General features: G+C 64.2%; 17 protein-coding genes. 4 read left to right on the forward strand and 13 right to left on the reverse strand.

Annotation, left to right across the window (positions count from 1 at the left end; all coding sequences use genetic code 11):
• Window positions 1-39: 39 nt before the first annotated feature.
• A complete protein-coding gene (locus ACZLZY_RS11145; protein ID WP_472934202.1) occupies window positions 40-138 on the reverse strand; it encodes a helix-turn-helix domain-containing protein in 99 nt (32 codons plus the stop codon).
• Between ACZLZY_RS11145 and ACZLZY_RS11150 the strand changes: the two genes are divergently transcribed.
• Window positions 112-300, forward strand: a complete 189-nt coding sequence (locus ACZLZY_RS11150; protein ID WP_472934215.1) for a hypothetical protein — start codon at window positions 112-114, stop codon at window positions 298-300. The genes ACZLZY_RS11145 and ACZLZY_RS11150 overlap by 27 nt on opposite strands.
• A gap of 499 nt (window positions 301-799) precedes the next feature.
• Entirely contained in the window at window positions 800-1,375 is a 576-nt protein-coding gene (locus ACZLZY_RS11155; RefSeq protein ID WP_472933975.1) for an acyltransferase, read from the forward strand.
• A gap of 58 nt (window positions 1,376-1,433) precedes the next feature.
• On the opposite strand, the gene ACZLZY_RS11160 is transcribed toward ACZLZY_RS11155, so the two are convergent.
• The 6 genes from ACZLZY_RS11160 to ACZLZY_RS11185 form a co-directional block, all read right to left on the reverse strand.
• Window positions 1,434-2,495 (reverse strand): ABC transporter ATP-binding protein, encoded by a 1,062-nt coding sequence (locus ACZLZY_RS11160; protein WP_472933976.1) that lies wholly within the window; start codon window positions 2,493-2,495, stop codon window positions 1,434-1,436.
• A 13-nt stretch (window positions 2,496-2,508) separates the two neighbouring features.
• On the reverse strand, window positions 2,509-3,546 hold the full coding sequence (locus tag ACZLZY_RS11165; RefSeq protein ID WP_472933977.1) for an NAD(P)-dependent alcohol dehydrogenase: 1,038 nt from the start codon (window positions 3,544-3,546) through the stop codon (window positions 2,509-2,511).
• A gap of 28 nt (window positions 3,547-3,574) precedes the next feature.
• Window positions 3,575-3,814 (reverse strand): DUF2160 family membrane protein, encoded by a 240-nt coding sequence (locus ACZLZY_RS11170; RefSeq protein WP_472933978.1) that lies wholly within the window; start codon window positions 3,812-3,814, stop codon window positions 3,575-3,577.
• 4 nt (window positions 3,815-3,818) lie between these two features.
• Window positions 3,819-4,655: a carbohydrate ABC transporter permease gene (locus tag ACZLZY_RS11175; RefSeq protein ID WP_472933979.1), complete on the reverse strand. Its 837-nt coding sequence runs from the start codon at window positions 4,653-4,655 to the stop codon at window positions 3,819-3,821.
• The gene (locus ACZLZY_RS11180; protein ID WP_472933980.1) at window positions 4,655-5,536 is read right to left on the reverse strand and encodes a carbohydrate ABC transporter permease; all 882 of its coding nucleotides are present in this window, start codon (window positions 5,534-5,536) and stop codon (window positions 4,655-4,657) included. Before ACZLZY_RS11180 ends, ACZLZY_RS11175 begins: the two co-directional genes overlap by 1 nt.
• 99 nt (window positions 5,537-5,635) lie before the next feature.
• Window positions 5,636-7,066, reverse strand: a complete 1,431-nt coding sequence (locus ACZLZY_RS11185) for an ABC transporter substrate-binding protein (RefSeq protein ID WP_472933981.1) — start codon at window positions 7,064-7,066, stop codon at window positions 5,636-5,638.
• A gap of 534 nt (window positions 7,067-7,600) precedes the next feature.
• Between ACZLZY_RS11185 and ACZLZY_RS11190 the strand changes: the two genes are divergently transcribed.
• Together ACZLZY_RS11190 and ACZLZY_RS11195 are read left to right on the forward strand one after the other, a co-directional pair.
• Window positions 7,601-8,485, forward strand: a complete 885-nt coding sequence (locus ACZLZY_RS11190) for a sugar phosphate isomerase/epimerase family protein (protein WP_472933982.1) — start codon at window positions 7,601-7,603, stop codon at window positions 8,483-8,485.
• Between the two features lie 453 nt (window positions 8,486-8,938).
• Window positions 8,939-9,667 carry an SDR family oxidoreductase gene (locus ACZLZY_RS11195; RefSeq protein WP_472933983.1) on the forward strand — a complete coding sequence of 243 codons (729 nt, stop codon included), beginning with the start codon at window positions 8,939-8,941 and terminating at the stop codon, window positions 9,665-9,667.
• A gap of 162 nt (window positions 9,668-9,829) precedes the next feature.
• Here the strand turns inward: ACZLZY_RS11195 and ACZLZY_RS11200 are convergent, their stop codons facing one another.
• From ACZLZY_RS11200 to ACZLZY_RS11225, 6 genes are all read right to left on the reverse strand, one after another.
• The gene (locus tag ACZLZY_RS11200) at window positions 9,830-10,936 is read right to left on the reverse strand and encodes a substrate-binding domain-containing protein (RefSeq protein WP_472933984.1); all 1,107 of its coding nucleotides are present in this window, start codon (window positions 10,934-10,936) and stop codon (window positions 9,830-9,832) included.
• Between the two features lie 60 nt (window positions 10,937-10,996).
• The gene (locus ACZLZY_RS11205) at window positions 10,997-11,941 is read right to left on the reverse strand and encodes an ABC transporter permease (protein WP_472933985.1); all 945 of its coding nucleotides are present in this window, start codon (window positions 11,939-11,941) and stop codon (window positions 10,997-10,999) included.
• An 11-nt stretch (window positions 11,942-11,952) separates the two neighbouring features.
• Window positions 11,953-12,906, reverse strand: coding sequence for an ABC transporter permease (locus ACZLZY_RS11210; RefSeq protein WP_472933986.1), 954 nt, complete (start codon window positions 12,904-12,906; stop codon window positions 11,953-11,955).
• Window positions 12,903-14,423 carry a sugar ABC transporter ATP-binding protein gene (locus ACZLZY_RS11215; protein WP_472933987.1) on the reverse strand — a complete coding sequence of 507 codons (1,521 nt, stop codon included), beginning with the start codon at window positions 14,421-14,423 and terminating at the stop codon, window positions 12,903-12,905. The genes ACZLZY_RS11210 and ACZLZY_RS11215 overlap by 4 nt, the downstream gene beginning before the upstream one ends.
• Complete coding sequence (locus ACZLZY_RS11220) at window positions 14,413-15,138, reverse strand: SDR family oxidoreductase (protein WP_472933988.1); 726 nt, start codon at window positions 15,136-15,138, stop codon at window positions 14,413-14,415. Before ACZLZY_RS11220 ends, ACZLZY_RS11215 begins: the two co-directional genes overlap by 11 nt.
• A gap of 71 nt (window positions 15,139-15,209) precedes the next feature.
• Window positions 15,210-16,613 (reverse strand): FGGY-family carbohydrate kinase, encoded by a 1,404-nt coding sequence (locus ACZLZY_RS11225; RefSeq protein WP_472933989.1) that lies wholly within the window; start codon window positions 16,611-16,613, stop codon window positions 15,210-15,212.
• Window positions 16,614-16,653: the final 40 nt, after the last annotated feature.

The following is a 16,653-nucleotide window of genomic DNA, read 5'->3' on the forward strand; positions in this document are numbered from 1 at the left end:
TCGACAGATCATCGCCGACATATGACACCGACTTTATCCTCAGAATGAGATGAGCCGCTGCCGGATCGCCTTGGTGACGGCGTGGGTTGTGCTCCCGACATCGAGCTTGCGATGGATGGCAGCGAGATGATTACGCACTGTTCCCTCGACAATATTCAGGATCGCTGCGACTTCCCATCGAGTTTTGTCGACCGCGCGAAGTCGCGCATACAGACTGTCGAGCGTCCCGTGCTGGTCGCAGCGATCGAGGGAATCAAACGCCCCTTTTCGAAAGCCCATCGCGACACCCGGCTAATTTGATATCGCAATTTGCTCATGAGGCTTTTGACGCCGCTGGAAGGAATAGTCAGCCACGACCAGTCCAGCCCCAGGGATCCCGATTCAAGCGTCAAGGTCTGATCGACCCTCTTCGCCTCAAGCAGGGGTGGGTAGCGCTGCTTCGCTTAGGAACTGGAGGCAAAGCCAGTGACCCCTCGCGAACGGGGCGCGGGATCGTCCAGGTTCGGTGTGTAAGCGATCCGGCTCGAACCGCATCTATGGCCGCTATTGGCGGCCCATGCGCCGCTCGCGGCTCAGTCGCTTATCAGGGCGCGCATCCCTTCCTTGCCCACCTCGACGCGACAGCCGCCGGAAGGTCGATGTCGCAAGCAGGCTGGCCTCGCCCTTGGATCTGCCGAAGTCGGTCATGCGTGTTTAGTGAATAACTGCCCGGATGAGGACGAGCCTATCTCTGTTCGCTCAGAAGCTGTGGATCCAACCCACTCGATGAATCGTCGAATATTCACGGCAGGTTCACCGCTTGCAGGAGGCATCTCTTGAACCGATACAAAATCTCAGCCTTCGTGAAAGGCCTTTTAGTGTTACCGCCATGTGGCGGTCCCGCGGCATCAGAATTGCGGATCGTGTCGTATGCCTTGGCGCGGCGCCGAGCGCTGGCGGTGCCGGAACGATAACTATTGGTTCGCGGGTATCATTTCGGGGAATCAGGGCTAGAACCCGTCTTGGCGTCGGTTTCGGTGGCGTGATCTTAATCGGCGATCGCAGTTTCATCAACAGTGGCGTTATCTTGGAAAGCTCAGTTTCCATCACGATCGGAAACAATTTTCTGATTGGCGATCGCGTTCAAATGCAAGACTCAAACTACCATAAGGTATCTGAAGGTGGGGGTGTGGTGCAGTCGGCTATTACCATCGGAAATAACGTATGGATAGGTAATAGCGCCATTGTTCTTCCCGGCGTGGAGATAGGCAATCATAGCGTCATTGGTGCAGGGTCAGTGGCAACTAAAGATGTTCCGCCTAGTACGGTATTTGCTGGAAATCCTGCCAGGTACATCAGAGATGTGGTAGCATCCGAAAGCTTCAAGCGCGCCTAAAACTGAAGGCGTCTTGAGCTTCCGAAGGCCACAACCCGTATCGGCAATCCCTCCTGACTCAAAGCCGCGCAGAGGTTTTTGCGTCGAAGAGGTGCGCGCGGCGCGGGTCGATGAGGAAGGAGACCTCGTCGCCCGGATGGATGTCGATCCGGTCCTTGACCACCGCGTCGATCGCATCGCCGCCGACCTTGGCGAAGATCTGGGTCTCCGAGCCGGTCGGCTCCAGCAGCGAGACGCGGGCCGGAATGCCGCCCGGGCCGATCGCGATGTGCTCGGGCCGGATGCCGTAGACAACCGCCTGCCCCCTCTCCGCCCGGATCTCGCCGACCGGGAGGCTCGCGCCCTTCTCGGAGACGAAGACAGGCTTGCCCTCGGCGGCATCGATCCGGCCCTTGATGAAGTTCATCGAGGGCGAGCCGATGAAGCCGGCGACGAAGATGTTGCGGGGATTGTCGTAGAGCTCCAGCGGCTTGCCGATCTGCTCGACATGGCCGTCCTTCATCACGACGATCTTGTCGGCCATGGTCATCGCCTCGATCTGGTCGTGCGTGACATAGACCGTAGTGGTCTTCAGCCGCTGGTGCAGTTCCTTGATCTCGACGCGCATGGCGACGCGCAGCTTCGCATCGAGATTGGATAGCGGCTCGTCGAACAGGAAGACCTGCGGGTCGCGGACGATGGCGCGGCCCATCGCGACGCGCTGGCGCTGGCCGCCGGAAAGCTGCTTGGGATAGCGGTCGAGCAGTTTTTCCAGATCGAGGATGCCGGCGGCTTTCGCGACCTTCGCGGCGATCTCGGCTTTCGGACTGCCCTTGATCATCAGCGAGAACGCCATGTTCTCGCGCACCGTCTTGTGCGGGTAGAGCGCGTAGGACTGGAACACCATGGCGATGTCGCGGTCCTTCGGCAGCTTGTCGTTGACCACCTTGCCGCCGATGGAGACGGTGCCGCCGGAGATCGCCTCCAGCCCGGCGATCATCCGCAGCAGCGTCGACTTTCCGCAGCCGGACGGGCCGACGAGGACGACGAACTCGCCATCCTGAATGTCCACATCCACCCCGTGGATGACCTCGACGCTGCCGTAGCGCTTGACGATACCCTTGACGCTGACCTCAGCCATTACGCAACTCCTCTCACTGGGGCAGCTCTATCTGCATCTTGACCTCGCCCGCCGGGGCGGAGGCGGCGGTCTCGAAGGCCTCGACGCTGTCGTCAAAGGCGAAGGTGCGGGTGATCAGCGGCTTCACGTCGATGGCGCCCGACGACAGCATGGCGACGCAGCGCGGAAAGACGTGGGCGTAGCGGAAGACGTGCTCGACCCGCGCCTCGCGCACCATCGCCTTGCCGACATTGTAGGCGACGTCGTGCATCTGCGAGCCGATGAACACGACGCGGCCGGCGGGGCACAGCGGATCGAACACCATCGCCGCCGCCTTGCCGTTGCCGGAACACTCGAAGACGACCTCGACGCCCCAGCCGTCTGTGGCTTTAAGGATGACCGCGGTTGCGTCCTCGTCGGCAACGTTGATGGGGGTGATCAGCCCGAGGCTCGCGGCGAGCGCCAGCTTGACCGGGTCGACATCGCTGACGAAGACACGGGCGCAGCCGGCGGCGAGCGCCGACAGCGCCGTGACGAGGCCGATCGGCCCGGCGCCGATGACGAGCGCGGTGTCGCCGGGTTTGACGTCGGCCTTGATCGCAGCGTGCACGCCGACCGCCAGCGGTTCCACCATCGCCGCCTCGGCGAAGGAGACGTTGTCCGGCAGTTTGAAGGTGAAGGCTTCCGGATGAACGACGCTCGGCCGCAGCACGCCGTGCACCGGGGGCGTTGCCCAGAAGCGGACGGCCGGGTCGACGTTGTAGTGGCCAAGGCGCGTCGCGCGGCTGCGCGGATCGGGAATGCCCGGCTCCATGCAGACGCGATCGCCGACCTTCAGCGTCGCAACCGCGCTGCCGGTCTCGACGACGGTGCCCGATGCCTCGTGGCCGAGGATCATCGGCGCCTTGACCTGGAAGATGCCGGCGCCGCCATGGGTGTAGTAGTGGACGTCCGAGCCGCAGATGCCGACCGTGTGGAGTTTGATGCGCACGTCGTGCGCGCCCATCGTCTCGTCGATCGGGAAGTCGCGCAGCGACAGTTTCATTCTTTCTTCGAGCACCAGCGCCTTCATCGGGCGTCTCCTCTCACGCACATGTTCCTTAGCCCTTCCAGATGATCAGCACGGTCAATGCGACGGCGAGGATGTGGCAAAAGGTGAGCGGGATCAGCTTCTCGACGAAGCGCAGCCAGAACAGCTCGAGCGCGACGAAGAGGTAGATCCCCATGAACAGCCGGTCGAACCAGTTGGTGACGATCGGCAGGAAGCCGTGACGCTCCGGCGTCGCGGCGACGATGGCGGCCTCTTCGTCGGCGGCATCGAGATCGACGAGTTGGTTCATTCGGCTACTCCTTGACCGCGCCGAAGGTCAGTCCGGCCACGATGTGCCGCTGGACGACCGAGAAGACGATGAGCGCCGGGATCAGCGTGATGATGGCGATCGCCGCCATGGTGCCCCACTCGGTACCGGTGGATGTCACGTATTCCGACAGGCCCGTGGTGATGGTGCGGGCGTTGAAGCTGGTCAGCGTCGCCGCGAGCAGGAACTCGTTCCAGGCGAAGACCCAGGTGAGGATCAGCGTCACCGCAAGGCCCGGCCGTGCCAGCGGGAAGATCACCTGCGTGATCACCTGGAAGGTCGAGCAGCCGTCGACCGTGGCGGCCTCGTCGAGCTCCTTCGGGATGCCGTCGATGGTCGGCCGAAGCGTCCAGATCGCGAAGGGCAAGTTGAAGGTGCAGTAGAGCAGGATCATGCCGATCTTGGTGTCGTATAGCTTCCAGTCGCCAAAGGTGAAGACCTTGGTGAACAGGAGGAAGAACGGCAGCAGGAAGACCGCAGCCGGGGCCATGCGGTTGGTGATCGTCCAGAAGAAGATGTTCTCCTTGCCGCCCAAGTCGAAGCGCGAGAGGGCGTAGCAGGCCATGAAGGCGAGCGTCGTCACCAGGAAGGCGTTGCAGGTGGAGATGATGATCGAGTTCATCATGTAACGCTGCAGCGTCTCGTTGCCGAGCACGTTGACGTAGTTCTTCCAGTAGATGGTATCGAGGAAGGCGCTGGGCGTGGTGAACAGATCCACCGCCGGCTTCACCGAGATCACGAACAGCCAGTAGATCGGAAACAGCGTCGCGAATGAGATAATGACCCAGAGCAGGATCGAGAGGTAGGGCTTTTCGGTCGGCATCAGGATGCCCTCTTTTTGTCACGGGGGGCGACGAGCGCGACGTAGAGAATCCAGCACATCACGAGGGTCAGGTAGAGGACGATGATCGAGATCGCCGAGCCGTAGCCGTAATCGGTCTTCGGGAAGACCACCTTCCAGATGTGCAGGCCGACATAGCGCGTCGCGGCACCCGGTCCGCCGCCGGTCAGCATCCAGACTTCGTCGACGGTGCGCAGCGCGTCCATCAGGCGGATGAAGACGGTGGCGAGGATCGCCGGCCGGATCATCGGCAGCGTGATATGCCAGAAGATCTGGCGCTTGCTCGCGCCGTCGATCTGCGCCTGCTCGAACGGCTCCTTCGGCAGCGAGACGAGGGCCGCGAGCAAGGTCAGCGTCACCAGCGGCGTCCAGTGCCAGATGTCCATGATGACGGTCAGCACGAAGGCCGCATTGGCATCGCGGCCGATGTTGAGATCGTAGCCGAACCAGAGGTTGAGATAATAGGGAATGATGCCGATGCTCGGCGTCGTCATCAGCCGCCAGACCGAGCCGACGACGATCGGCGCGACGATCAGCGGAAGGGTGTGGATCGTCCGGAAGAAAGCTTTTCCAGGGAATTCCCGGGTGAACAGCTGCGCCAGGAAATAGCCGAGCACGATCTCGCTGCCGACGGCGAAGAAGGCGAACTTCAGCGTCACCCAGAGTGAGAAAAGGAACTCCTTGTCGAACACCAGCCGGCGGAAGTTCTTGGCGCCGTTGTAGATCATGTCCGGACTGAAGCCGAACGGGTTCCACTGGTGGAAGGCAACGTAGAGAACGTAGATGAAGGGCAGGATCCCGAACAGGCCGAGGATCAGGAGCGTAGGGGCGAGCAGAAGCCATCCCACCGTGTTCGACCGCATGGAACCATCCTATCAGAGGCAACGCAGCAACATCCCGCGGCGCGCGCGAGGGCAAGCACGCCGCCGCAAGGAGATGCGGCGGCGCGATCGTCGGGGTGGCTACTTGCGGTAGCCGAGGTTGGTGAGTTCTTCCTCGGCCGCCGCAGCCATCTCGTCGAGGCCCTCGTCGGAGCCGACTTCGCCGGTCAGGATGCGATAGAAAATCGGCGCGGTGGCCTCGCGCACCTGGGCATGGAACGGATACGGAGGCGCGCCGGCGAACAGTTTGCCGTCGTTCTTCAGCATCGTGTAGTAGCCGCCGAGCTTGGCATCCATGTCCTTGACGCCGGCGTCCTCGTAAGTCGCCGTGTTGGTGATGCGCGGGGCAGCAACGGCCCAGCCGCCCTGGACTGAATCCTGGCCGATATACTGTAGGAAGAGCAGCGCGGCGTCCGAGTTCTTCGAGGTCACCGGCACGCCGAAGGCACCGCCATCGTAGTAGCCGATATAGCCCTTGCCGCCCTTCACCTCGTCGAGGATGCCAGGTTCGGTCGGCGGGAGCGCGACGCCGACCTTTCCGACGACCTTCGACTTCTCGGCGTCGGAAGCAATCCACGCGGCGTTCTCGCCATAGACCAGCCCTTGAGCCGCGCGGCCGGCGGCAAAGGTGGTGGCGACTTCCGTCCAGGTGCTGGCGGCCGATTCTGGCGGCGCGATGTCGCGCAGGTGCAGCCAGTATTTCAGCGCGGCCTTGGACTTGTCGCTGTTCATCTGGCCGCCATTGGCGACCGAGGCGGCATAGTTGTTGCCGGCGTCGATGCCCCAGTTGTAGACGCCGAAGGTCGGCGCGACGGATTCGAAGAACTCGTACCAGGACGCCGGGTGGCCGGTATGAGCCTGGGCGGTGGTGCCCCAGAGCTGCTCGCCCTTGTCCTTGCCGTACTTGGTGAAGAATTCCGCGATCTGGGTGTATTCTTCGTGGTTGGTCGCCGGCTTCAGGTCCTTGCCGGTCTCCTTCTTAAAGGCCTCCTGGATCGCCGGATCGCCGAACAGGTCGGTACGATAGAGGTAGATCTTGATGAAGGCTTCCATCGGCACGCCGAAGAGGTCGCCCGACTTGTCCTTGAAGTAATTGGCGAAGGTCGTGAAGTGGGTCTCGTCAAAGCCCTCCGCCTTCAGCTCCGGCTTCTCCTTCAGCGTCTTGGTGACGTCGACAAGGAAGTTGCGGGCGAGGTAGGCGTAGATGATGTCCTGCTCGATGTAGACCATGTCATAGATGCCGGTCTTGGCCTCCATGTCCTTGATCGCCTTGTCGTACATCTGGTCCCAGGAGGTCGTCTCGATCTCGACCTTGATGCCGGTCTTCTTCTCGAAATCCGGGGCCAGCACGTCCTTGATGTAGTTCGACGGCGGGGTGCTTTCGGTGACGCCGTGCAAGGTCACGCCCTTGAACTTGGCACCGGCGTCCGACCAGAAGTCGGCCTTGGCCGGGAGGCCTGCCATCAACCCCGCCGCGAGGGCAACCAGACTCACTGCAATTGCGCGTCTCATGCTCATTCCTCCCAAAGCCGTCGACCCCCCGGGACCGACTGTTGAACCCTGAAACGCCCCGCCTTTTCGGCGGTGGATTCTCCCTCCACTGAAGGGACATTCCGGGTGGCCGCAGCGTTCGACGCCGCAGATCCTGACCGAACGTTAATGTAAAAAAATCCGATGCACAACATTTGTTGCGAACGCATTCAAATTCAGCTTTAACATCAGAAGGGTCGACGGAGAGACATGAGTTCATCTCCACCTCCACACCTCACGCCAATGGCGCGCCGACTGCACTCCTTCGTACGTCTTATTAAAGCAAACCGACTGCAGAGGCTGAACTTATTCGGTGCAGATGCGAACGTATACTGCAGTGCAATGTGGATGGCATTGCCCACATCGACATGACGATTTCAGCCGGTTGGCGATGCGTTGCTCCGCAATGGCCAGTCGCGCGTCCGCCGGAGGGATGATACGCCAGGCTTGACATCCCAACCGAATGCAATTTTGTTGCAGGAATAAACAATCAAAAGACGTCAGGGAGGAGTATTCATGCGTCGTCTCGGGATCCATTCGTTCTGCTGGACCGGCGTTTCGACCCAGGCTGAGATCGAGAAGGCGATGGAGTCGTCGGCGGATTGCGGCTTCAAGCTGATTGAACTCGCCTATCTCCGTCCGGAAAAGTTCGACCTCGACAGGCTCGCCAAGCGCGCCCAGTCGCTCGACCTCGACATCGCCGTCACCATGGGCCTGCCGGCGACCGCCGATGTCTCCAGCGAGGATCTGGACACTGTGAAACGCGGCGAGGAATTGCTGGCCAGCGCCGTCAAGGCGGTGCGCGATGTCGGCGGCTCGAAGCTCGGCGGCATCCTCTATTCCGCCCACATGAAATACGCCGCGATGCCGACCGAGCGGGGCCGCCGGAACAGCGTGGCGGCGATCGCCAAGACCGCCGACGTCGCCAAGGCGGCCGGCGTCGACCTGGTGCTGGAAGTGGTCAACCGCTTCGAGACCAACCTCCTCAACACCACGGCGCAAGGCCTCGACTTCGTTGCCGCCACCGGCTCGGACCATGTCCGGCTGCATCTCGACACGTTCCACATGAACATCGAGGAAGCCAACCCGGCCGCCGCGATCCGCCTCGCCGGCGATAAGGTCGGCTATTTCCACATCGGCGAAAGCAATCGCGGCTATCTCGGCGACGGCGTCATCAACTTCGACCTGATCTTCGACGCCTTGCTCGACATCGACTACGCCCGGGACATCACCTTCGAATCCTTCTCCAGTGCCGTGGTGGACGAAGGCCTCTCGATCGCCTGCGCGATCTGGCGCGACACCTGGACGGAGAACCTCCCGCTGGCCCGGCACGCCAAGGCTTATATCGACATCCGGCAGGAGGAGGCGGCACGGCGCCGTGCGACGGTGGCGCGCGCCTGATGCCAAGCGCATGGGCAAGCTGCGCAGGGCTCCTGTCGTCGATGTGCGGGACCGGATGCCAATCGCATCGCCAACGCTGAGGAGAGACCCTTGCTCAGCAGACCTTGCTGTACGATTGCCTTTTCGCTCAAAGCCCTTAGCCGGAATTAGACGGCTACCACCGCAATATGTTGCGTTACAAAACAATAATGCCGAAAACTGATGGCATTGCCTAGTTACACAAGTCGTGCGGTGGCTTTAGTCATCAGGAATGGAATGCCGTCTGGGGCGGCCGCGCGACTGTGATCCGCTGAGGCAGCATCGGAGGCGAGGCCGATTGCGGACAGGTCCCTGCCCGCCTGCCGCTGCCGACGTCGCCAACCCGGTTTTTATCCGGCGGCGACGACACCGCGCATCGACGTCACTTTGAGCGGCCGACGCCGTCGACCACATCCGAATTTCTGGGAGGAAATCATGAGCAATATCCTGTCCGGCAAGGTAATCGCCATTACCGGTGCCGCATCCGGCATCGGCCTCGCCTGTGCGCGGCTTTCCGCTGCCGAGGGCGCCACCGTCTTCCTCGTCGACCATGCAGCGGACCAGTTGGCAAGGCTTTGCGCCGAGATCGGACCATCGGCGCATCCGGTGATCGTCGACCTCACCGATCCCGAGAGCGTCGCGGGCATGCTGCCCCAGATCCTCGCCAAGGCCGGCCAACTCGACATCTTTCACGCCAACGCCGGCTCCTATGTCGCGGGTGACGTGTCCGACGGCGATCCGGACGCCTGGGACCGCATGCTCGACCTCAACATCAACGGCGTCTTCCGCACCGTGCAGGCGGTGCTGCCGCACATGATCGGCCGCAAGACCGGCGACATCATCGTCACCACCTCCGTCGCCGGCCACGAGCCCATCCACTGGGAGCCGATCTATTCGGCCTCCAAGCACGCGGTACAGGTCTTCGTGCACACGCTGCGCCGCCAGGTGATCAAGCATGGCCTGCGCGTCGGCGCCGTCGCGCCGGGCCCGGTGCTGACCGCGCTGCTCGACGACTGGCCGAAGGACCGGCTCGAGCGGGCGATCGCCTCGGGCAGCGTGATCGAGCCGCGGGAGGTCGCGGAGGCCGTGCTGTTCATGGTGTCGCGGCCGCGCAATGTCACCATCCGCGACCTCGTGATCCTGCCGCAGGCGCAGGACGTCTGAAGCGAGGGCCTGCTTCAGCAGGATGTCAGAACTCTATCTCGGGATCGGCCGGCGTGAACTCTTCGAGAGTTAGCGCCGGCTTTGTGTTGAGTGTTGCCGGCAGGCTCCTGTCGGACCTTGCCGATCGACCTGGTCGCGCGAGACGACTGGTCGATGCCTCGCTTAGAAGTCGAAGTTGTTGATGTCGGCCTTGGTGAAGACTTTTGGCGCGCCGAGCAGAATCTGGCTCTGGTTGACGATCTGCAGCTCACCAAGACGACCGGCCTTGAACGAGGTGTCGCCCGGCTTCAACGTGCCGTCGGCAACGGCCCGCATCGCAAGGCCCGCGGCATAGCCGAGGTCGACCGTCGACCAGAGGATCGTCGTCTTGATGCAGTCGCCATTGACGTAGGGCTTCATGGCGTTCGGCAGGGCGAGGCCGACGACCGCGACCTTGCCGCAGAGCTTGTTCTGCTGCACCGCCTCGGCGGCGGCAGGCGTTGCGACCGAGGTCATACCGAGGATGCCCTTCAGGTCATCACCGTGCTTGTTGATCAGGGTCTGCGCCTGGTTGAAGGACAGGATGTTGTCCTCCTGCGCCTCGACGGTCTCGAGGAACTTGATCTTCGGGTGGCACTTCTCGGCATAGCCGGCCATCTCGGTGATCCAGCGCGCCTGGTTCGGCGTGGTGAAGGTCGAGGTGACGATGGCGAAGGCGCCCTCCTCGCCGATCTCGGAGACCAGCTGGTCGATCATCGACTTAGCGACGCCGTTCGGCTCGGCCTGATTGACGAACCACTGGCGGGCATCCGGCTCCGCCTCGGCGTCGTAGCCGACGACGTTGATGCCGGCCTCGAGCGCCCGCTTCAGCACCGGGGCGATCGCCACAGGATCGTTGGCGGCGAAGAGGATGCCGTCGACGCCGGAGGTGATGTAGTTGTCGATGAAGGTGATCTGCTCGTCGATGTTCGCCTTGGTCGGGCCGTCGGTGGTGACGGTCATCGTGCCGGTTTCCTTGGCCGCTTCCTGCACGCCCTGGGCCGTCGAGTTGAAGTAGCCGACGCCGACGAGCTTCGGGATGTCGACGACCTTCAGCGGCTTGCCCTTCCGATCGGGCGCCGAGGTCGGCGCGCCGCCGTTGTATTCGCCGGGCGGCGTGGCGGTGACGGTGGCGTCGCAGGCGAGCGGGTTGGCCGGCTGGTCGTCGCCGCCGGTCCAGGCGCTCTGCGCGTGGGCGGGCATGGCAGTGAGCAGGCTGGTGCCGAGCATCAGTGTCAGAAGCGTGCGCATGATCGAAATCCTCCACGGGTTGTTGTTAAAGCCGCCCCCTCCCAGGCACGGCCCATTTCCTCAGTCGTCGGTGTAGCGGCTCAGGAAATTCGAGATCAGGACCGCTGCGATCAGCACGACCCCGATGATGACGATGGTACCGTCGCCCTTGACGCCGGACAACGCGAGCCCGTTCTTCAGCACCTGGACGAGGCAGAGTCCGAGCAGCGTGCCGACCACCATGCCGCGGCCACCGAAGATCGAGGTGCCGCCCAGCACCACGGCGGTGATGACGTCGAGCTCGATCCCGTTGCCCATGTCGGAGCGCGTGGTCGAGACGCGGCTGACGAAAACGACGGCGGCGAGACCCGAGACGAAACCCGAGGCGGCATAGATCATCAGCTTGGTCCGGACGACGTCGAGGCCGGAGAAGGCGGCGCCCGCCTCGTTGTTGCCGATGGCGTAGGTGGTGCGGCCGAAAGCGGTAAAGCGCAGGACGAAGAAGCCGACGAGCGCGACGCTGGCGAGCAGCCAAAGCTGGGTCGGGATGCCCAAGAGATTGCCTTGGCCGAGTTCGAAGAACCATTTCGGGTAGCCGCGGATCGACTGCGCCTGGCTGATGCCTTCGGCGAGGCCCCGGTAGAGCGCGAGCGTTGCCAGCGTCGCGATCAGCGGCGGCACGCGGAAGCGGGTGATGATCAGCCCGTTGACGAAGCCGGCGAGCGTGCCGACGGCGATCGACAGCGCCATCGCGGCCGGCAGCGGTAGGCCGAGCGTCTTCCAGAAGACGCCGACGAGAATGGCGCAGAGGCCGAGGATCGAACCGACCGACAGGTCGATGCCGCCGGTGATGATGACGAAGGTCATCACGACAGCGATCAGCCCGACCTCGGTCATCAGCCGCGCCTGGTTGAGGAGGTTGGCGGCGGTGAAGAAGCGCTCGTTCTCACTGGCGAGGACGGCCAGCGCGATCGCCAGGATCAGAGCGAGGATGGCCTCGTGGCGGAGAAGGGTCCGGAACGTCATGTGTCTCTCCCTCAGCCGGCCCGGCCGCGCCGCGCCATGTCGGCGAGCACGGTGACGAGGATGAGGATGCCCTGCACCGCCTTCAGCCAGTAGGCCGAGACGTTGAGGAAGATCAGCGAGGAGCCGATGGCGGCGAACAGAATCGCGGCCAGCGTCGATCCGGTGACGGTGCCGATGCCGCCGAGGATGGAGACGCCGCCGACCACGGAGGCCGTGATGATGATCAGCTCGAGGCCGTTCGGCACGGTGGACTGAATGACCTGCAGCTGCGTGGCAAAGAGCACGGCGGCACAGCCGGTGATCAGCCCGTGCAAGGCAAAGACCTTGACGATGGTCGGCTTGTAGCGAATGCCGGAGGCTTCCGCGGCTTCCGGATTGCCGCCGACGGCATAGATCGAACGGCCGAAGGCGGTGGAGCGCAGCAGGAAGGCCGCGGCGATCGTCATGCCGATCATGAACCAGACCGGCGATGGGACATCCAGGAGCCGGAACTGCGCCAGCTGGTATCCCGCCGGCAGGCCCGAGATCCAGGCGCCGCCGGTAAGCGTGATCAGCCCGCCGCGCAGGATCGACAGCATCGCCAGCGTCGCGATGATCGAGGGAACGCGGGCATAGGCGATCAGGGCGCCGAGACCGGCATTGATCACGCCGCCGATCAGCACCGGGCCGAGCCAGGCGAGCCAGATTGGGTAGCCGTTGGTCACCAGCAGGCCAGAGATCGTCGCGAGCACGCCGATCAGCGCCCCGACGGAGACGTCGATGTGACCGGACATGATGACCATCGACATGCCGATCGCGGCGATGGCGATGTAGGCGTTGCCGACGAAGATCGACGTCAGGTTGTTGCCCGAGACGAAGCGTGGGTTGAGCCAGCCGACGACGAGGAACAGCGCGACGATCGCCAGGAACAGCAGCACCTCCTGCCCGGACGCAGAGAGGCGGCGGGAGAATGTCGGGGCCTTCATGCCGCGTGTCCCGTCATCATCGCCGCGCCGACCGCGTCGGGCGTCGCCTCCGCGCGCGACAGCATGGCCGACATCCGGCCGCCGTTCATCACCAGCACCCTGTCGCTCATGCCCAGCACTTCCGGCAACTCGCTCGAGATCATCACGATGGCGATGCCGCTGGCGGCAAGCGTGTTCATGAGCTTGTGGATTTCCGTCTTGGCGCCGACGTCGACGCCGCGCGTCGGCTCGTCGAGGATGAGGATGCGCGGGTCCGTGGCGAGCCATTTGGCGATCACCACCTTCTGCTGGTTGCCGCCAGACAGCTGGGCGACGATCTGGCCGGGGCCGCGGGCGCGGATCTGGAAGCGCTGGATCGCCTCCTCTGCCAGCTTCCGTTCCCTCGCCGTGTCGACCACGGACTTCCGGGTCAGCCGGTCGAGGATGGCCATCGCGACGTTCTCCCGGATCGACTGCGGCCGAACGAGGCCGTGTTGGGCGCGGTCCTCCGGCACATAGGCGATGCGGTGGCCGATGGCCTCGCGGATGCTGCCGACGGTGACCGCTTTGCCGTCGATGCGGATTTCGCCGGAGGTGGCAGGCGTCACACCGAAGATCGTCTGCGCGAGCTCGGTCCGGCCGGAACCGACAAGTCCGGCAATGCCAAGGATTTCGCCGGCACGGACCGAGAAGGAGATGTCGGCGACCTTGCCGGTGTGCGTGAGGTTGCGGACCTCCAGCACGGTCTCGCCGAGCGGAATGTCTTCCTTCGGAAAGAGCTGGTCGATGTCGCGGCCGACCATCATCGAGACCAGCGCCGCTTCGGTGACGTCGGCGGTGGGGCGGGTGTCGATCGTCTTGCCGTCGCGCAGCACGGTCACGCGGTCGGAGATCTCGAAGATCTCGTTCATCCGGTGGCTGACATAGACGATGCCGACGCCCTCAGTCCGCAGCGAGCGCACGACGTCGAGCAGGCGCTTGACGTCGGCCTCGGCGAGCGCGGCGGTCGGCTCGTCCATGATCAGCACGCGGGCATCGCGCGACAGGGCGCGGGCGATCTCGACGCGCTGGCGGTTGGCGACCGACAGGTGCTCGACCTTCTCGTCGACATCGAGGTCCGGGCAGTCCAGCCGGTCGAGAATGGCGCGCGCCCGGTCGCGCATCGCAGGCCAGTCGAGCAAGCCGACACCGTTGCGCGGGGCATGGCCAAGGAAGATGTTCTCGGCCACCGTCAGCGCCGGAAAGAGCAGGAGTTCCTGGTGCACGACGGCGATGCCGGCCGCTTGCGCCGAGGCGGGACCGGAAAACCGGGTCACCGTGCCGTCGATCTCCAGCGTGCCGGCATTGGCTTGGTGGGCGCCGGACATGATGCGGATCATCGTCGACTTGCCGGCGCCGTTCTCGCCCATCAGCGCATGGACCTCACCGGCACGGATGTTGAAATCGACGCCGCGCAGCACCTTCACCGGACCAAAAGCCTTCTCGACCGCCCTCAGCGCGATGATCGGGGCAGCCGTCGCCGGGGGTTCAATTGACAAGGAAGCCCCCTTCGATCGGCAGTGCCAGGCCGTTCAACATGGCCGCCTGTTCGGACAGAAGGAACAGGATCACCTCGGCGACGTCGCCGGTCTCGGCAAAACGCCCGACCGGCGTGCGGGCCAGCATCGGCCCGCCTTTGGCCGGGTCGTCCCAGGCGGCGCGGGCGAGATCGGTCAAGGTGATGCCGGGATTGACCGAGTTGACCCGGATGCCATGGCGGGCGAGCTCGTTCGCCATCACCCGGCCGAGGCCATCGAGCGCCCCCTTGGAGGCACAATAGGCCGCATGGTCGGCGAAGCCGACGAAGGCCGAGAGCGAGGAGACGTTGACGATGGCCCCCGGGGCGCCGCGGCGGACGAGGTCGCGGGCGAAGACCTGGGAAACGATCGCGGCGGCGCGCACGTTCAGCGCCTGGATCTGGTCGAAGGATTCGTCCTTCATCTCCAGAAACGGCTCGAGGATGTTGGTGCCGGCGCAGTTGACCAGGAGATCGGCCGGCAGCGCCTGTTCGGCGGCTCTGCGCGCGGCCGTCGCATCGGCAAGGTCGACGGCGATGCTGGTGCTACCGATCTCGGCGTCGAGGCTGTCGAGATCGGCCTGAGACCGCGCCATGCCGATGACCTTTGCCCCGCGCGCGGCGAGCAGCGTCGCCGTATGGCGGCCGATGCCCTTGCCCGCGCCGGTGACGATGACCGTCTTGCCCGTGAAATCCATGCTGCGCCCCTCCCAAAGCATTTTGACCCGAGGGGGCCCTCGCCCGCCCCCGGCATTCTCACGCAGATCACCTAGCCGGCGGACGCCACTCCGGCATTCTCCCGCCAGCACGCCGCATAGGCCTGAAGTCCTGGTATGCCAGTCGCCGCGGCCTCGCCGAGTTTGGCTACCCCGGTGGCTTCTGGGACGCTTGAATGCCCGAGAGCCAGCAAGGCGGCCCCGCCGCTGGTGCCTGTGCTGGACAGCGAAGCGTCCGCCCTCCTGCCCGTGAGTTCCGACAGCGCCCGAACGTACAAGGCGTTACGTGCGAACGGCCCCTCGACCACGCTCGGGCCGTCTGCGCCGATCAACCGCAGGACGGTGTCGGTCATCAGTGCGGCGTAGAGACTGGCGGCGGCGGTGCGCCTCGCCGGCGGCAATTCTTCCGGTGACGCCATGCCTGGAATGATCCAAGTCCCCGGCCTGTCGGGTACCGGCCCGGAGCCTGCAACGAAGCTCGGCAGCGCCATGATGCCTGCGTCTATCACCGCGGCGATATCGCGCTCGTCAGGCTCGGCCATCGTCCCGCCGGTCAGAAGATCGAATTCGCGCCCGCCCATGAACATCGCCGTCGGAACCGGCCGGCCGAAGGCGTCGACATAGGCGGCGGTGCCGTTCGAAGCGTCCAGTTGCGCCGGGTGTCCACCGATGGCGAAACTGACGAGCCATGTCCCTGTCGAGACGACGGTGAACGGTGCCGGGCGGGCGAGAAGGTGCGGCAGCAGCGAGGCGTTGGAGTCATGGATGCCGGAGATCACCGGGACGGGACCGAGGCCCGCGGCTTTCGCAATTTCCGGCTTCAGCGGCCCCAGCACTTCGAAAGGCGTGCCGCGCGGTGGAAACAGCGACCGCCATCCGAGAGCGTCGACGAGGCCGGAAAAGTCGTCGCGGTCCGGCGCCCAGAGATCGGTGTGGCTGCCGAGCCCGGTCGGCTCGAAGCGCGCGACACCGGAAAGGCGCCAGGCCCAGTACTGAGCATAGGTGAAGATCGACCGCACCGTGGCGAAGGCCTCGGGAAAGCGCTGCTGCTGCCAGAAAATCTGGTTGCCAAGGTTGAGGCCATTGGGCATGCGCGGCGACAGCGTCTCGGCGAAGGCGGGGCGGATGGCCTCGTAGGCGTCGGTTTCCGGGCCCGAAAGATCGAACTCATAGTCCAGCACCGGCATCGCCAGCCCGTCCTCGGTTGCCAGAACCGCTGAGGCCCCGTGCGCGGTGATTGCGACGGCGTCGACGGGATGGTCGGCCGCAATCTCCCGTAATGCCTCGATGAAGAAGCCGAACAGCCGGTCGACGTCGTAATGCGGATAGGGACCGTCGGTGGAAACCTTGTTCGGCGCCGACCGCAAAGCGATGTCGCGGCGCTCGTCGAGATCGTGCAGCACGACCTTCGCATTGGTCTTGCCGATATCGACGACGGCGACGAACCGCGGCGCCATGGCTCAGCCCATCCCGCAGAAAGGATTGGCACACATTTCG

The sequence above is a fragment of the Mesocryomonas lacus genome, assembly GCF_055730135.2.

Excerpts from the sequence above, each read along its gene's own strand:
- ACZLZY_RS11190 (WP_472933982.1), top strand. The coding sequence starts at position 7,601 with ATGCGTCGTCTCGGGATCCATTCGTTCTGCTGGACCGGCGTTTCGACC.
- ACZLZY_RS11150 (WP_472934215.1), top strand. The coding sequence starts at position 112 with ATGGATGGCAGCGAGATGATTACGCACTGTTCCCTCGACAATATTCAG.
- ACZLZY_RS11165 (WP_472933977.1), bottom strand. The coding sequence starts at position 3,546 with ATGAAGGCGCTGGTGCTCGAAGAAAGAATGAAACTGTCGCTGCGCGAC.
- ACZLZY_RS11195 (WP_472933983.1), top strand. The coding sequence starts at position 8,939 with ATGAGCAATATCCTGTCCGGCAAGGTAATCGCCATTACCGGTGCCGCA.
- ACZLZY_RS11185 (WP_472933981.1), bottom strand. The coding sequence starts at position 7,066 with ATGAGACGCGCAATTGCAGTGAGTCTGGTTGCCCTCGCGGCGGGGTTG.
- ACZLZY_RS11175 (WP_472933979.1), bottom strand. The coding sequence starts at position 4,655 with ATGCCGACCGAAAAGCCCTACCTCTCGATCCTGCTCTGGGTCATTATC.
- ACZLZY_RS11180 (WP_472933980.1), bottom strand. The coding sequence starts at position 5,536 with ATGCGGTCGAACACGGTGGGATGGCTTCTGCTCGCCCCTACGCTCCTG.
- ACZLZY_RS11225 (WP_472933989.1), bottom strand. The coding sequence starts at position 16,613 with ATGGCGCCGCGGTTCGTCGCCGTCGTCGATATCGGCAAGACCAATGCG.
- ACZLZY_RS11170 (WP_472933978.1), bottom strand. The coding sequence starts at position 3,814 with ATGAACCAACTCGTCGATCTCGATGCCGCCGACGAAGAGGCCGCCATC.
- ACZLZY_RS11210 (WP_472933986.1), bottom strand. The coding sequence starts at position 12,906 with ATGAAGGCCCCGACATTCTCCCGCCGCCTCTCTGCGTCCGGGCAGGAG.
- ACZLZY_RS11205 (WP_472933985.1), bottom strand. The coding sequence starts at position 11,941 with ATGACGTTCCGGACCCTTCTCCGCCACGAGGCCATCCTCGCTCTGATC.
- ACZLZY_RS11200 (WP_472933984.1), bottom strand. The coding sequence starts at position 10,936 with ATGCGCACGCTTCTGACACTGATGCTCGGCACCAGCCTGCTCACTGCC.
- ACZLZY_RS11160 (WP_472933976.1), bottom strand. The coding sequence starts at position 2,495 with ATGGCTGAGGTCAGCGTCAAGGGTATCGTCAAGCGCTACGGCAGCGTC.
- ACZLZY_RS11220 (WP_472933988.1), bottom strand. The coding sequence starts at position 15,138 with ATGGATTTCACGGGCAAGACGGTCATCGTCACCGGCGCGGGCAAGGGC.